Genomic DNA, 15,030 nt, shown 5'->3' with positions numbered 1-15,030 from the left:
CGGCTCAGGCTCGGCGGGTGGCGCTGGCGGCTCAGGGGTTCATGGACCCGCGGCCGAAGGGCGTGCCGGACATGCGGGCGCTGGCTCGTGTGCTCGGCCGGATCGGGCTGATCCAGATCGACTCGGTGAACGTCGTCAGCCGCGCGCAGTACCTGCCGCTGTACTCCCGCCTCGGTCCGTACCCGCGCGACCTGCTCGACCGCGCCTCCGGAAAGGCGCCCCGCCGCCTCGTGGAGTACTGGGCCCACGAGGCGTCGCTGATCCCGGTCGAGACCCACTCGCTGATGCGCTGGCGGATGGCCCGCGCCGCGACCGAGGCCTGGGGTGGGCCACGGTCGATCGCGAAGGAGCGACCTGACCTGGTCAAGCAGGTGCTGGCCGACGTCCGCGACCACGGTCCGCTGACGGCGCGCGAGATCGACGACGACGTCGAGCGCTCGAAGGAGAACTGGGGCTGGAACTGGTCCGACGTGAAGCGGGCCCTGGAGTTCCTCTTCTTCGCCGGCGAGATCACGGTCGCCCGGCGCAACCAGCAGTTCGAGCGGATGTACGACATACCCGAGCGGGTGCTGCCGAGCGCCGTGCTGGACACTCCGACGCCGTCGTTGGACGAGGCGCACCGCGGGCTGGTGTCGATCGCGGCGCGGGCGCACGGGGTGTCGACCGCGCAGTGTCTGAAGGACTATTTCCGGACGGCACCGGAGCCGACAGCGCTGGCGATCCAGGAGCTCGTCGAGGAAGGTGAGCTGATCCCGGTCCAGATCGACGGCTGGAAGCGGCAGGCGTACCTGCACCGAGACGCGCGGCTGCCGCGGCGGGTCAACGCCCGGGCGCTGGTCAGCCCGTTCGACTCGCTGGTGTTCGAGCGGACCCGGACCGAGGTCCTGTTCGACTTCCGGTACCGGATCGAGATCTACGTGCCGGCCGAGAAACGCATCTACGGGTACTACGTGCTGCCCTTCCTGCTCGGGGACCGGCTGGTCGCCCGCGTGGACCTGAAGTCCGACCGGGCCGCCGGGGTGCTGCTGGTCCAGTCGGCGCACGCCGAGCCGAAGGCGCCGGTGGAGACCGCGGACGAGCTGGCCGCCGAGCTGGTCCAGCTCGCGGGGTTCCTGGGGCTGGACCAGGTCAAGGTGGCCGGTGGCGGTGACCTGTCGCCAGCGCTGAGTGACGCCCTGACCGGGGCGGTGGGGCGGGGAAGGAGTTAGCACAGCGAGGATACTGACGGCGCGGCCGGGAACTTTCCGGCGCGGCCGAGCGTGGGTCCGTTGGGGCCTGAGGCACGCTGCGGGCGTGGCTTGGCACACCTGGCCCCGTACGATGGGGGACGCACGCCCTTCCCGTCGGGTCGGCCGTGCCCTGTCGGCGTCGGCCGCAACGAGGCTTCAGCAGCAAGGAGAGAACTCCCCACCATGAAGGTGATCGACAAGGTCCTGCGGATCGGCGAGGGCAAGATCCTGCGTCAGCTCCAGGGCATCGCGAAGATGGTCAACTCGATCGAGGACGACTTCGTCGGGATGTCCGACGAGGAGCTCCGCGGTCAGACCGCGGAGTTCAAGCAGCGGCACGAGAACGGGGAGTCGCTCGACGCGCTGCTGCCGGAGGCGTTCGCGGTCGTCCGGGAGGCGGCCAAGCGGACCCTGCACCAGCGGCACTACGACGTCCAGATCATGGGCGGCGCCGCGCTGCACCTGGGCAACATCGCCGAGATGAAGACCGGTGAGGGCAAGACGCTGGTCGGCACGCTGCCGACGTACCTGAACGCCCTGTCCGGCAAGGGCGTGCACGTGGTCACGGTGAACGACTACCTGGCCAAGTACCAGGCCGAGTGGATGGGCCGGGTGTACCACTTCCTCGGCCTCGACTACGGCGTGATCCTGCCGCAGATGACGCCGGCCGAGCGCCGGGTCGCCTACGCCAAGGACATCACCTACGGCACCAACAACGAGTTCGGCTTCGACTACCTGCGCGACAACATGGCGCAGAGCATCGACGACTGCGTCCAGCGCGAGCACAACTACGCGATCGTGGACGAGGTGGACTCGATCCTGGTCGACGAGGCGCGGACCCCGCTGATCATCTCCGGCCCGGCCGAGGACTCCCAGCGCTGGTACGTCGAGATGGCCCGGATCGCTTCCACGCTGAAGCCCCGGATCGCCGACGACAAGGTGCCGGAGGAGCAGCGCCCGGTCGCCGACTACGAGGTGGACGAGAAGAAGCGCACCGTCGCGATCCTCGAGCGCGGGATCGAGAAGGTCGAGGACCGGCTCGGCATCGACAACCTGTACGAGTCGGCCAACACCCCGCTGATCAGCTACCTGAACAACGCGCTGAAGGCGAAGGACCTGTTCCGCCGCGACAAGGACTACGTGGTCGTCGACAACGAGGTGCTGATCGTCGACGAGCACACCGGCCGGACGCTGCACGGCCGTCGCTACAACGAGGGACTCCACCAGGCGATCGAGGCCAAGGAAGGCGTCGAGATCAAGGAGGAGTACCAGACGTTGGCGACGATCACGCTGCAGAACTACTTCCGCCTCTACGAGAAGCTGGCCGGCATGACCGGTACGGCGATGACGGAGGCGGCCGAGTTCCAGAAGATCTACGGCCTCGGCGTCGTGCCGATCCCGACCAACAAGCCGATGATCCGCGCCGACGAGCGGGACCTGATCTTCCGCACCGAGGACGCCAAGTTCGACGCGGTGGTCAAGGACATCGTCGAGGTGCACCGGACCGGCCAGCCGATCCTGGTCGGCACCACCAGCGTGGAGAAGTCCGAGCGGCTGTCCACCCAGCTCCGCAAGGAGAACATCGCGCACGAGGTGCTGAACGCGAAGCAGCACGCGCGGGAGGCGGCGATCGTCGCCGAGGCCGGCCGCAAGGGCGCGGTCACGGTGGCCACCAACATGGCCGGCCGCGGTACCGACATCATCCTCGGCGGCAACCCCGAGTTCCTGGCCGACAAGGAGCTGCGCGCCCGCGGCATCGACCCGGCCGAGGCGATCGAGGAGTACGAGACGGAGTACCCGACCGTCCTCGAGCAGTTCGAGAAGCAGGTCAAGGACGAGCAGGAAGAGGTCCGCGAGGCCGGCGGCCTGTACGTGCTCGGCACCGAGCGGCACGAGTCCCGCCGGATCGACAACCAGCTGCGCGGCCGGTCCGGCCGGCAGGGCGACCCGGGCAAGTCCCGGTTCTACCTGTCCCTGGAGGACGACCTGATGCGGCTGTTCAAGCGCGAGATGGTCGACTGGGCGATGTCGCGCAACAACGACGACAGCCAGCCGCTGGAGAACAAGGTCGTCACCAAGGCGATCGCGTCGGCGCAGTCCCAGGTCGAGGCGCAGAACTTCGAGACCCGGAAGAACATCCTCAAGTACGACGACGTGATGAACCGCCAGCGCCACGTCGTGTACGACGAGCGCCGCCGGGTGCTCGAGGGCGCCGACCTGCGTGACCAGGTGCAGGACATGCTCGAGGAGACCGTCACCGGCTACGTGCAGGGCGCGACCGCGGACGGGTTCGCCGAGGACTGGGACCTGGACGCGCTGTTCACCGCGATGAAGACGCTGTACTCGACCGAGCTGACCGAGGAGCAGCTGGTCGAGGAGGCCGGTGGCGACAAGGCCGGCCTGACCCAGGACTTCCTGATCGAGGCGTTCGTCGCCGACGCCAAGGCGGCGTACGACCGGCGCGAGGAGTCGCTGAGCTCGGACGCGATGCGCGAGCTGGAGCGCCAGGTCGTGCTGAGCGTGCTGGACCGCAAGTGGCGCGAGCACCTGTACGAGATGGACTACCTGCGCGAGGGCATCGGCCTGCGCGCGATGGCGCAGCGCGACCCGCTGGTCGAGTACCAGCGCGAGGGCTACGACATGTTCGCGGCGATGATGGAGTCGATCAAGGAGGAGTCGGTCGCCTTCATCTTCAACGTCGAGGTCAACGTCGAGGCGATTCAGGCCGAGGCCGCCACCCAGGCCCCGGAGGCCGAGAGCCTCGAGGGGCGCCGGATCGAGGACATCCTCACCCCGGGCGCGCCGGTGGCGGAGTTCCCCGGCCGGGACCAGGGCGAGGAGCGGCCGCAGGACACGCCGCGTCCGCGCGACATCCCGCGGCTGCGCGCCAAGGGCCTGACCGGCGACAGCCGCCCGCAGCGGCTGTCCTACTCGGCGCCGACGATCGACGGTGACGAGGAGGTCGCGGTCCACCAGGACGGCGCCGACGAGAACGGCCTGATGTACGCCGGCACCCCGCGCAACGTGGCCTGCCCGTGCGGCTCCGGCAAGAAGTACAAGCGCTGCCACGGCGACCCGCAGTCGGACGTCTACAAGTTCTGAGTTCACCTACTGGGGACCTCGGACATCTGACCAGATGTCCGAGGTCCCTTTGCGTTGTCCGAGCTCCGGCTGTGCGGCGCGTCATGGCCAGGGAGTGGGGGATGTGGTGGTGTGGGGGGATGTGGCTGACGGAGAAGTTTGGATTGTCCGTTCCGCTGGTGGGTGCGCCGATGGCGAACGTGAGCGGCGGTCGGCTGACCGCCGCGATCTCCGCAGCCGGTGGGCTGGGGATGCTCGGCGCCGGGTCCGCGGTGAGCGCCGACTGGATCCGGGCCGAGGGCGCGGTCGCGGCTGAGGGCGGCAAGCCGTACGGCGTCGGCCTGATGGCGTGGTCCGTCAAGGATCACCCGGAGCACCTCGACGCCGTGCTCGAGCTCAAGCCTGCCCTCGTGTCGCTCAGCTTCGGCGACTATGCGCCGTACGTCGGGGCGCTGCACGAGGAAGGCATCGTCGTCGCGATGCAGGCCGGGACGGTGGCCGACGCGCGGGAGGCGATCGACGCCGGGGTGGATGCGATCGTCGCCCGTGGCGCTGAGGCCGGCGGTCACGGGCGCAACGCGGTCGCCACACTTCCTTTGCTGCAAGCGATTCTCGACCTCACCAACCTCCCGGTGCTCGCGGCCGGAGGCATCTCCGGTCCGCGCGGGCTGGCCGCCGTACTGGCTGCTGGGGCGGCCGGCGGTTGGGTCGGTACGGCGTTCCTCACCTGTGCCGAGGCCCTGACGCCGGACTCGGTGCGGGCGCGGGTGATCGAGGCGGACGAGACCGACACGGTGTACGGCACCGTGTTCGACGCGGCCTCACGGGCGGGGTGGCCGGACGAGTTCGGCGGCCGGGCGCTCCGGAACGCCTACTTCGACTCGTGGGAAGGCCGCGAGGAGGAGCTCAAGGCCGACGACGCCGGCCACGACGACTACGTGACCGGGGTCCGCTCCGCCGACCCGGCCCGCGCGTCCATCTACGCAGGCCAAGGCGTCGGCGCGCTCACTTCCCAGTCGACCGCCGACGAGGTCGTGCGCTCCTTCGCCGGCTACCGCAGGTACCTCGACGCCGCGCGTTGACCGCCGGCTACCTCCCGCCGCGCTGCGCCTTGAACCACATCACAACCATCGCTGAGATCTTGACGTCCGGCGTTTTAACCGGTTTAGATGTCGTCTAAACCGGTTTAAAGCGTGTCGAGCGAGGTGTGATGAGCAAGCAGCGGCCGACGATCGCCGATGTGGCGAGCCGGGCAGGTGTGTCCAAGGGCGCGGTGTCGTTCGCGCTCAACGGGCGGCCCGGACTGGCCCAGGCGACCGTCGACAAGATCCTCGCCGCGGCCGACGAGCTGGGCTGGCGGCCGAGCAACCGGGCCCGGTCGCTGTCGGTCTCGAAGGCGTTCGCGCTCGGCCTGGTGATCACCCGGGACCCGGACGTGCTGTCCTCGGACCCGTTCTTCTCCGCCTTCATCGCCGGCGTCGAGAGCGTGCTGTCCACCCGCGGGCAGGCCCTGGTCCTGCAGGTCGTCACCGCCGGCGAGGAAGAGGAGGCCGGGTACCGGCGGCTGGCCCAAGACGGCCGCGTCGACGGCGTCTTCCTGTCCGACCTCCGGCACGAGGACCCCCGGATCGACCTGCTGGTCGAGCTCGGGATGCCCGCGGTGACCCTGAACCGGCCGGACGGCACGTCGCCGTTCCCGGCCGTCGTCCTGGACGACCGCCCGGGCACCCGCGCGGTCGTCGAGCACCTCGTCGCGCTCGGCCACACCCGGATCGCGCACGTCGCGGGCCCGCCCGCCTTCGTGCACGCGACCGCGCGGTCGACCGCCTTCGTGGCGGCCCTGGCCGACGCCGGGCTGCAGCCGGCCGCGATCGAGACCGGAGACTTCACCGCCGCGGCCGGGATCGAGGCCACCCGGCGGCTGCTCGCGCTGCCCGAGCCGCCGACCGCGATCGTCTACGCGAACGACCGGATGGCGATCGCCGGCCTCGGTGCCGCCCAGGCAGCCGGGCTGACCGTCCCGGACGACCTGAGCATCGCCGGCTTCGACGACAGCGAACTGGCCGAGTACGTCCACCCCGGCCTGACCACCGTGCGCGCCGACCCGTTCCGCTTCGGCGAGGCGGCCGCCCAGACCCTCAACCAGGTCGTCGACGGCGAGTCCGACGTACCTGATGCCGAGCTGGCGCCCGCCGAGCTCGTCGTACGGCGCTCCACCGCCGCACCACCCCCCGCATAGCGCTATCCCCTGGCGCACTTGGAGGAACCATGAAGTTGCAAGCAGGACTGCTGGCCCTGGTACTGGCCGGCTCGCTCGCCGCGTGTGGCGACGGCGGGGGCGGCGCTGGTGACGCCGACGCCGCGGCCAAGGCCACCGGGCCGATCACCATCTGGTACTCGAACAACAAGGAAGAAGTGGCCTGGGGCAAGCAGATGGTCACGGCCTGGAACACCGCGCACCCGGACCAGAAGGTGACCGCCCAGGAGATCCCGACCGGGAAGAGCTCCGAGGAGGTGATCGGGGCCGCGATCACGGCCGGCAACGCGCCGTGCCTGATCTTCAACACCTCGCCGGCCTCGGTCTCGCAGTTCCAGAAGCAGGGCGGCCTGGTGCCGCTGGACACGTTCAGCGACGGCAAGTCGTACATCGAGGACCGTTCCGGTGACGTGGCCCAGCAGTACAAGTCGACCGACGGCAAGTACTACCAGCTGCCGTGGAAGTCGAACCCGGTGATGATCTTCTACAACAAGAAGGCGTTCGCCAAGGCCGGGATCGACACCGCGAAGCCGCCGCTGGCGACGTACGACGAGTTCCTCGACACCTCCCGCAAGCTGGTCGCCGCGAAGGCCGCGAAGTTCGCCATCTACCCGGCGCCGAGCAACGAGTTCTTCCAGTCCTGGTTCGACTTCTACCCGCTGTACGCGGCCGAGAGCGGCGGCAAGCAGCTGGTCGCCGACGGCAAGGCGACGGTCAACTCAGACGAGGGCAAGAAGGTCGCGCAGTTCTGGCGGACCATGTACGCCGACAAGCTGGCGTCGCAGGAGAAGTACACCGGTGACGCGTTCGTGGACGGCACCGCCGCGATGGCCGTGGTGGGTCCGTGGGCGATCGCGACGTACAAGGGCAAGGTCGACTGGGGCGTGGTCCCGGTGCCGACCTCGGCCGGCAAGCCGGCGAACGAGATCCACACCTTCTCGGACGCGAAGAACGTCGGAATGTACTCGGCCTGCAAGAACCGCGGCACCGCGTGGGAGGTGCTGAAGTTCGCCACCAGCCAGGAGCAGGACGGCAAGTTCCTCGAGGCGACCGGCCAGATGCCGCTGCGCAAGGACGTGGCGTCGGCGTACGCGGACTACTTCGCCAAGAACCCGGACTACAAGACGTTCGCGGACCAGGCGGCCCGCACCGTCGAGGTGCCGAACGTGCCGAACTCGATCACCATCTGGCAGACCTTCCGGGACGCCTACTCCAAGTCGGTCATCTTCGGCCAGGAGGACCCGGGTGCGGCGCTGGACGGCGCGGCGCAGAAGGTCGATCAGCTCGCCGCGCAGTCATGACCCGACTGGCCTCGACCGGCGCAGGGCGGCGGCCCGGCGCCCGGGGTGGGATCCTCGGCCGGATCCTCGGTGAGCATCCGGCCGGGACCGCCTTCGTCACGCCGTACGTCGTGTTCCTGGCGGCCGTGTTCGCCTACCCGCTCGGGTTCGCGGTGTACATGGCGTTCCACGACTACTTCTTCACCGCGCCGGGCGCGATCGTGGAACGGCCGTTCGTCGGGTTCGACAACTTCGTCACGGTGCTCTCGGATCCCGCGGTACGGCGTTCCTTCGTCAACGTGGCCATCTTCCTGGTGATCAACGTGCCGCTGACCGTGGTGCTGGCGCTCGGACTGGCGACCGCGTTGAACGGGGCGATCCGGTGGCGGACGTTCTTCCGGGTCTCGTACTACGTCCCGTACGTGACCGCGAGCGTCGCGGTGGTCGGGGTCTGGCTGTTCCTGTTCAACTCGAACGGGCTGGTGAACTCGATCCTCGGGCCGCTCGCGCCGGACCCGTCCTGGCTGGTGAACTCGGCGCTGGCGATGCCGACCATCGCGGTCTACGTGACCTGGAAACAGCTCGGGTTCTTCATCCTGCTGTACCTGGCGGCGTTGCAGAACGTGTCGAAGGACCTGTACGAGGCGGCGTCGATGGACGGCGCCGGCCGGTGGAAGTCGTTCCTGAACGTGACCGTGCCCGGCGTGCGGCCGGCGACGACCCTCGTCGTACTGCTGGCGACGGTGACCGGGGCGAACCTGTTCACCGAGCCGTACCTGCTGACCGGCGGTGGCGGTCCGGACGGGGCGTCGGCGTCACCGGTGCTGGTGATGTACCAGAAGGGCATCGAGCAGGGGAACCCGGACCTCGGGGCCGCGATCGGGGTGCTGCTCGTGATCGGCGTACTGATCCTGGCGCTGATCGAACGGCGCTTCGTGGGGAGGGAGGACTGATGCGGCTGCGGTTCGTCGCGCTGCTCGCCGGCGCGTTCGTGTTCCTGTTCCCCTTCTACTACATGCTGATCGGTTCGCTGCAGGCCGAGCCGGATCCATCGGTCAGTGGGGCGTTCCCGTCGCCGGGGAACCTGACCGGCCACAACTACGTGGAGATCAACAACGAGATCAACCTCGGCCGGTCGCTGATCAACTCGGGGATCTTCACCGGCGGGGTGATCTTCGGGACGCTGGTGTTCGGTGTGCTCGCCGGGTACGCGCTCGCGCGGTTGCGGTTCCGCGGTCGCGGGCTGGTGTTCAGCCTGATGCTGCTGGTCCAGGTGGTGCCGTTCCAGCTGCTGACGATTCCGCTGTACGTGCTGATCGTGCGCAGCTACGGGCTGGCCGACTCCTACCTCGGGATGATCCTGCCGTTCGCGATCAACTCGACCGCGGTGTTCGTGTTCCGGCAGTACTTCCTCCAGCTTCCGCAGGAGCTCTTCGACGCGGCCCGGATCGACGGCGCCGGCGAGCTGGGCATCCTGTGGCGGGTGGCGATCCCGTTGGTGAAACCCGCGCTGCTGACTGGTGTGCTGCTGACCTTCATCGGGCCGTGGAACGAGTTCCTCTGGCCGTTCCTGATCACCAAGCAGCAGGACCTGCAACCGCTGGCGGTCTCGTTGTCGAACTACCTGACCACGGTGTCGTCGCGGGCCGCGAACCCGTTCGGCGCGGTGCTCGCCGGGGCGTGCGTGCTGGCCGCGCCCGCGGTGACGTTGTTCCTGATCTTCCAGCGCCGGTTCATCTCCACGAACCTCTCGTCCGGCGTCAAAGGCTAATCCTGAAAGGCTTTGTTGTGACTGTTCCTTACACCCTTACTCGTGTCGGCGTGCTGATGACGCCCGAGCCGGGCAACGAGCTCGAGGCCGAAGGGGTGCTGAACCCGGCCACCGGCCACACCCCGGACGGCACGCTGTACCTGCTGCCCCGGCTGGTTGCTCCGGGCAACGTGTCCCGGGTCGGCCTGGCCGAGGTCGAACTCGCCGACGGCGTCCCGGTCGGCATCCGGCGCGAAGGCGTCGTACTCGCCCCGGACGAGGGCTGGGAGCGCGGGCTGAACAACGCCGGCGTCGAGGACCCGCGGGTGACCTGGATCCCGTCGCTCGGCACCCACGTGATGACCTACGTCGCCTACGGCCCGCTCGGCCCCAAACCCGCGCTGGCCACCTCGGTCGACCTGCGCTCCTGGGAACGGCTCGGGCCGCTGCACTTCGAGTACCAGCCCGACCTCGACACCGACCTGAACCTGTTCCCCAACAAGGACACCGTGTTCTTCCCCGAACCGGTCACCGGCCCGGACGGCGAGCCCTCGTACGCGATGCTGCACCGGCCGATGTGGGATCTTGGCTGGTTCCGCGAAGGCGAAGGGGTCCACCTCCCGGCCGGCATCAAGGACGACCGGCCCGGGATCTGGGTCTCGTTCGTGCCGATCGCCGACGTCGAGCGCGACGTGCGCAACCTCGTGCACCTGCGCAACCACCGGCTCGTCGCGATGTCGGAGTACCCCTTCGAAGAGCTCAAGATCGGCGCCGGCCCGGCACCGCTGCGAGTGCCCGAGGGCTGGCTCGTGATCCACCACGGAGTGACCGGCGAGCAGCCGCAAGGCTTCGACCCCACCACGCAGAAGGTCAGCTACGCGGCCGGCGCGCTGCTGCTCGACGCCACCGACGTGACCAAGGTGATCGCCCGGACCGAGGAGCCGATGCTCGTGCCGGAGACCGACGAAGAGCGGATCGGGACCGTCGGGAACGTGGTGTTCCCGACCGCCATCGAAGAGGTCGACGGAGTGCACTACGTCTTCTACGGAATGGCCGACGCCGCCATCGGCGTGGCCAGATTGGATCGGGTGTCATGAGGATCCGCCGCCGAACCGTCCTCGGCGGCGCCCTCGCTCTGGGCGCTGCGTCTGCGGTCACGTCGCCTGCCTCGGCCACGGGCCGGTTGACCAACCTCGCGCATCTCGACTACCTGCGTACGACGGTGACGCCGCCGGCCGCACCTGGTCACAGCACTTACGGCTCGGGGCCGTTGGGCGTCCTGTGGACCTACGCGGATCGGCAAGCCGACGGCTCGTACAAGCGGATCGGCGGTGGGACCTACGACCCGGTGACCGACACCTACAGTCAGGGTGCGTTCAACGCGGACGACATCTCGCGTGCGGCCGTGGTCTACCTGCGCAGTGGTCGGCTCGACGTTGCCCGGGATCTGCTCCGGGGTCTCACCTACCTGCAGTCGCCCAACGGCAACGTCGTTCTGTGGATGCAGCCGGACGGGACGCTCAACCCCAGCGCGGAGCCGGTCGAGCTTCCGGATCCGTCGGACTCCGGGCCGTCGTACTGGCTCGCTCGTACGGTCTGGGCGCTGGGGGAGGGGTACGCCGCCTTCCGCCGGGTGGACCGCGGGTTTGCCGAGTTCCTTCGGGATCGGCTCGAGTTGGCGCTGGCCGCGTTGGTGCGGCAGGTGCTGGTTCGGTACGGCGAGTGGCACATCGTCGACGGTCGCCGGGTCCCTGCGTGGCTGATCGTGAACGGTGCTGACGCGACGTCGGAGGCCGTGCTCGGGTTGACGGCGTACGTGCGTGCTGGTGGGTCTGCGCGGGCTCGGAGGGCGCTGACGCAGTTCGCTTCGGGGATCGCTGCAATGAGTGCCGGGTCGTCGCGCGAGTGGCCGTTCCGGGCGCTGCTGCCTTGGGGTGAGTCGATCGCGGTCTGGCATGCGTGGGGCGCGCAGATGCCGTCAGCGTTGGCTGCTGCCGCGTCCGTCGTGGGCACTCCGGTCGGGCCCGCGATCGGGGACACGGCTGGGTTCACTCCGCTGCTGCTGACCGCGGGCGGGCCGGACAATGGCTGGCTGCCGGCGCCGATCGACCGTACCCAGATCGCTTATGGCGTCGACGCTCGACTGCAGGGCTTGCTGGCTGTCGGACTGGCTGGGACTCGGCAGGTCGCTGCGTTCGTCGCCGCCTGGTACTTCGGCGCGAACCGTGCCGGCGAGGCGATGTACGACGCTGCGACCGGGCGCACGTACGACGGGATCTCGGGCGACGGCGTGATCAACCGCAACTCCGGCGCCGAGTCCACCATCCACGGCCAGCTCTCGATGCTGGCCCTCGACGCCAACCCCGCCCTCGCCGCCCTCGCCCAGCAGTTGGGTGCCGGGCCGCTTGCCCGCTCGGGCCTGCAGGTCGTCGAAGGTGAGTCCGCCTCCGGCGGCACTGTCGTCACTCCGCCGTCCGCGTGGACCGGCGAATCCCAGTGGAGCAACGGTTCCTACGTTGCGCTGACCTCCGGATCATCGGCTGTCTGGACGTTGGAGCCGTCGCCGCAACTGCGTTTGGTGCTCCCGGTCGTCAACCTGCTCGACCCCGGTACGACGAGCTGGACGTCCGGCTCGTCCACCCTGGGAGAGATCGACCACAGCGCTCCTGGGCCGCAAGGCATCTCCGCGGCCCCGGGTGTGCTGCAGCCGATCACGTTGGGTCGACCGCTTCCGCCGTACGCGACGAGCCTCGAGGCGGTTGCCACTACCGGCACGGCTCAGATCGACGCGCTGCTGCTCATCCCCAGCATCAGCACGCTGCAGCTCGGCTCCGCCGTGCTGCTGTCCAGCGTCGACCCGCATCCGCGGACGTTCTCTGTGCGCAGCCAGCCGGGCGCCATCGCGTACAGCTACACGGCTCAGGGCACTCTGCACTCGCGGCGCCAGTTGGCTGGTGGGACCGGCAGGGTTCTCGTCCAGCCGGGTGGATTCACCGTCGTGCTTTGAGTGCTTCGGCGCACCAGTCGGCGACGAAGGCCAGCGCCTGGCCGCGTTGCTGGAAGAGGTGGTGGCTGTCGGCTTGCTGGTGGTAGGCATTGTGGGACGCGTCGGAGGCGGTGGCGAGCAGGCGGGGGAGAAGCCAGGCGTACTTGACGCCGGACGCCATCACGGCGAGGCGAACCAGATCGGGTTCGCCTCGCCAGCCGGCTTCGCGCAGGCCCTCCAGATAGTTGTCGATGCACGTCTCGGCAAGCTCGGGCAGTCGTTCGGCCGGCCAGAACAAGTCGAACACGGCATCCGGGATGTGGTTGCCGATGTCCTCACCCAGCGCGCCGTCGCCCATGAACGCCCAGTCGAGCAACGCAAGCTCGCCGGTCGGCCGCTGGATGACGTTGGACACCCAGAGATCGAGATGGCAACGGGCGCGCGGCAACCGCTCGGTCAGCTCGAGCAGTTCGTTGCGATGGGCAAGCAGGTGTCGCCAGCCCTCGCGCAGCCGGTCCGGCCAGGTGTCTGCGACCAACGGCTGCTGCCAGGCCGCATCGTCGTCGGCCAGGTCCATCGGCACGTCCCGCGTCGTCGAGTAGTCCCGCAGGAAGCCGATCGACGTCCACGGTCGATGGGTTGGCGGCCGCCCCTGCCACCGCCCCACAGCACGCGCCAACGCGGCATGCCCGGCCAGCGTCAGCTCGGTCCCCGGGGTCCCTTGGATGTCCTCCATCATCAGCACTGCCCTGGGTTCCCCTGCTTCGTCCGGGAGATCGACAACCTCCGCCTCGGGCAGGACCAGGCCGGCGGCGGCGAGTTGCTTGCGGAGTTCGTCGTCGCGATAGACCTCGACCTCGCGACGCCAGTAGTTCCAGTGCCGCGGGTCGTCCGACGCGGCCCACGGCCCCGTTGACGTTGTCGGCTTGCGCAGTACCTTCCGGACTGCCGTGCGTCCATCGGTATAGGACACGCGCTCGACGGTCTCGGTCACTGCGTTGAGTGGGTTGTGTCGCAGAGTCTCACTCACAAGCAGCTATGGTGACACGCCCTAGCTGAGGAGCAGGCGTGGCGGCAGACCAGTCAGTGCTTTGACGTCCCGCGTGAAGTGGGCTTGGTCGGCGTACCCGGTGAGTACGGCTACGTCCGCGAGCGCGAGCCCGGTCCGCGCATGGTCGAGCGCGACGTTCATCCGCAGCACGCGGTCGAGCATCTTCGGCCCGTAGCCGAACGCATGCAGGCAGCGCCGGTGCAGCTGCCGCTCGCTCAGCCCGACGCTCCCGGCCAGCGAGAGCACGCCGGCTCCGCCGCGAAGCATCCCGCTGCGGACGGCACGCAGTACCTGCGTGATCAAGCGATCCGGCGGCTCCTCGATCAGGTCCGCCACCGCCTGCTCCAGCGCCAACGCCGGGACCTCCGCCAGCCGCACCTGATCCGCCAGCCGCCGGCTCCGCGTCGGTGACCAGAGATCCGCGAGCGGCACGCGTTCGTTGAGGAGCTCCTTCGCCGGTACGCCGAGGAATCGCGGAGCCGTCCCCGGTGCGAACCGGATCCCGGCGTACCGAGTCCCCGCCTCCGCCGAGCCGATCCACGCGCGGCTGTCCGGGCCCGCGATGACCAGTTGGTCGTCCATCAGGAGCAGGTCCATGCAGCCGTCCGGGAGAACGCGGTACTCGCCGCCTTCCGCCGTACGGGTCCACAAAGCCGCGCCCGGTACCCGCGCGGGGCGCTCCCGATACGGCTCGAACTCAGTCACGACCTCAGTCTGTAACCCGCCACCGACAATTCCACACCTGCACGCCGTTCAGCTAGCGTCGGAGCATGCAGTTCGACCGGTACACCGTGATCCTGCTGACGCTCCGGCCGGACGCGCCCGTGATGACCGACGCGGAGGCGACCGCCCTCCAGGACCGCCACCTGGCCCACGGCGCGGATATGCAAGAGCGTGGCCTGGTCCTCGCCCGCGGCCCGCTCACCGACCAGGACGACGAGCGCTACCGAGGCTTCTCCGTCTGGTCCGTGGACCAGGAAACCGCCCGAACCTACGCCGAAGCCGACCCCGCAGTCCGAGCCGGCCGCCTGGCCGTCACGGTCATGACGTGGATGATGCCCGCCGGCAACCTGCAGTTCGCCAAGGTCCATCCACCCCGATCGATCGCCGAGGCAACCGCCGACTGAGCACAGCAATCCGATCGTGCTGTTGCTGTCATCCGGTTGCGGCAGCTGGCGGCGTACGTTGGCCGAATCGATCGATCGGATCGGTCTTCGTCGTTCGGGGGAACGAATGCCAGAGAACACCGCGCTGATTCCAGCCCACCAGACAACCGGCTGCCCGGCGACCACTGGGGTGCCGCCGGCCCAGCCGGTCCCACCCAGCGAGTCGATAGCGCAGCAAGCAGCGAAGGAACTCGCCGCCGCCGGTCAACGCGCCGGGGCGACCCGCCCCA

General features: G+C 69.2%; 12 protein-coding genes. 10 read left to right on the top strand and 2 right to left on the bottom strand.

Annotated features, from left to right (window positions below; translation table 11 throughout):
- Positions 1–41: 41 nt before the first annotated feature.
- The 9 genes from AB0H36_RS37395 (at position 42) to AB0H36_RS37355 (ending at position 12,604) form a co-directional block, all read left to right on the top strand.
- Positions 42–1,208 (top strand): crosslink repair DNA glycosylase YcaQ family protein, encoded by a 1,167-nt coding sequence (locus tag AB0H36_RS37395; protein ID WP_360534867.1) that lies wholly within the window; start codon positions 42–44, stop codon positions 1,206–1,208.
- Between the two features lie 204 nt (positions 1,209–1,412).
- Positions 1,413–4,331, top strand: a complete 2,919-nt coding sequence (gene secA / locus AB0H36_RS37390; protein ID WP_360534825.1) for a preprotein translocase subunit SecA — start codon at positions 1,413–1,415, stop codon at positions 4,329–4,331.
- 170 nt (positions 4,332–4,501) lie between these two features.
- Complete coding sequence (locus AB0H36_RS37385; protein ID WP_360534823.1) at positions 4,502–5,392, top strand: nitronate monooxygenase; 891 nt, start codon at positions 4,502–4,504, stop codon at positions 5,390–5,392.
- A 128-nt stretch (positions 5,393–5,520) separates the two neighbouring features.
- Positions 5,521–6,549 (top strand): LacI family DNA-binding transcriptional regulator, encoded by a 1,029-nt coding sequence (locus AB0H36_RS37380; RefSeq protein WP_360534821.1) that lies wholly within the window; start codon positions 5,521–5,523, stop codon positions 6,547–6,549.
- Between the two features lie 29 nt (positions 6,550–6,578).
- The gene (locus AB0H36_RS37375) at positions 6,579–7,868 is read left to right on the top strand and encodes an extracellular solute-binding protein (RefSeq protein WP_360534819.1); all 1,290 of its coding nucleotides are present in this window, start codon (positions 6,579–6,581) and stop codon (positions 7,866–7,868) included.
- Complete coding sequence (locus tag AB0H36_RS37370) at positions 7,865–8,800, top strand: sugar ABC transporter permease (RefSeq protein ID WP_360534817.1); 936 nt, start codon at positions 7,865–7,867, stop codon at positions 8,798–8,800. The genes AB0H36_RS37375 and AB0H36_RS37370 overlap by 4 nt, the downstream gene beginning before the upstream one ends.
- A complete protein-coding gene (locus tag AB0H36_RS37365; protein ID WP_360534814.1) occupies positions 8,800–9,618 on the top strand; it encodes a carbohydrate ABC transporter permease in 819 nt (272 codons plus the stop codon). Before AB0H36_RS37370 ends, AB0H36_RS37365 begins: the two co-directional genes overlap by 1 nt.
- A 17-nt stretch (positions 9,619–9,635) precedes the next feature.
- A complete protein-coding gene (locus tag AB0H36_RS37360; RefSeq protein WP_360534812.1) occupies positions 9,636–10,694 on the top strand; it encodes a glycosidase in 1,059 nt (352 codons plus the stop codon).
- On the top strand, positions 10,691–12,604 hold the full coding sequence (locus AB0H36_RS37355) for a hypothetical protein (RefSeq protein ID WP_360534810.1): 1,914 nt from the start codon (positions 10,691–10,693) through the stop codon (positions 12,602–12,604). The genes AB0H36_RS37360 and AB0H36_RS37355 overlap by 4 nt, the downstream gene beginning before the upstream one ends.
- On the opposite strand, the gene AB0H36_RS37350 is transcribed toward AB0H36_RS37355, so the two are convergent.
- Positions 12,588–13,613, bottom strand: coding sequence for an aminoglycoside phosphotransferase family protein (locus AB0H36_RS37350; protein ID WP_360534808.1), 1,026 nt, complete (start codon positions 13,611–13,613; stop codon positions 12,588–12,590). The two genes, AB0H36_RS37355 and AB0H36_RS37350, sit on opposite strands and share 17 nt — an antisense overlap.
- A gap of 21 nt (positions 13,614–13,634) precedes the next feature.
- Positions 13,635–14,339 (bottom strand): helix-turn-helix domain-containing protein, encoded by a 705-nt coding sequence (locus AB0H36_RS37345; RefSeq protein WP_360534806.1) that lies wholly within the window; start codon positions 14,337–14,339, stop codon positions 13,635–13,637.
- 65 nt (positions 14,340–14,404) lie between these two features.
- Between AB0H36_RS37345 and AB0H36_RS37340 the strand changes: the two genes are divergently transcribed.
- Entirely contained in the window at positions 14,405–14,761 is a 357-nt protein-coding gene (locus AB0H36_RS37340) for a YciI family protein (RefSeq protein WP_360534804.1), read from the top strand.
- The last annotated feature ends 269 nt before the right edge of the window (positions 14,762–15,030 follow it).

Origin of the sequence: Kribbella sp. NPDC050820 (genome assembly GCF_040653975.1) — a bacterium.
GTDB lineage: Bacteria > Actinomycetota > Actinomycetes > Propionibacteriales > Kribbellaceae > Kribbella.
This window is presented reverse-complemented; position numbering and strand designations above follow the sequence as displayed.

Coding starts and splice junctions, on each gene's coding strand:
- secA (WP_360534825.1), top strand. CDS start 1,413: ATGAAGGTGATCGACAAGGTCCTGCGGATCGGCGAGGGCAAGATCCTG.
- AB0H36_RS37385 (WP_360534823.1), top strand. CDS start 4,502: ATGGCGAACGTGAGCGGCGGTCGGCTGACCGCCGCGATCTCCGCAGCC.
- AB0H36_RS37365 (WP_360534814.1), top strand. CDS start 8,800: ATGCGGCTGCGGTTCGTCGCGCTGCTCGCCGGCGCGTTCGTGTTCCTG.
- AB0H36_RS37375 (WP_360534819.1), top strand. CDS start 6,579: ATGAAGTTGCAAGCAGGACTGCTGGCCCTGGTACTGGCCGGCTCGCTC.
- AB0H36_RS37340 (WP_360534804.1), top strand. CDS start 14,405: ATGCAGTTCGACCGGTACACCGTGATCCTGCTGACGCTCCGGCCGGAC.
- AB0H36_RS37380 (WP_360534821.1), top strand. CDS start 5,521: ATGAGCAAGCAGCGGCCGACGATCGCCGATGTGGCGAGCCGGGCAGGT.
- AB0H36_RS37395 (WP_360534867.1), top strand. CDS start 42: ATGGACCCGCGGCCGAAGGGCGTGCCGGACATGCGGGCGCTGGCTCGT.
- AB0H36_RS37370 (WP_360534817.1), top strand. CDS start 7,865: ATGACCCGACTGGCCTCGACCGGCGCAGGGCGGCGGCCCGGCGCCCGG.
- AB0H36_RS37355 (WP_360534810.1), top strand. CDS start 10,691: ATGAGGATCCGCCGCCGAACCGTCCTCGGCGGCGCCCTCGCTCTGGGC.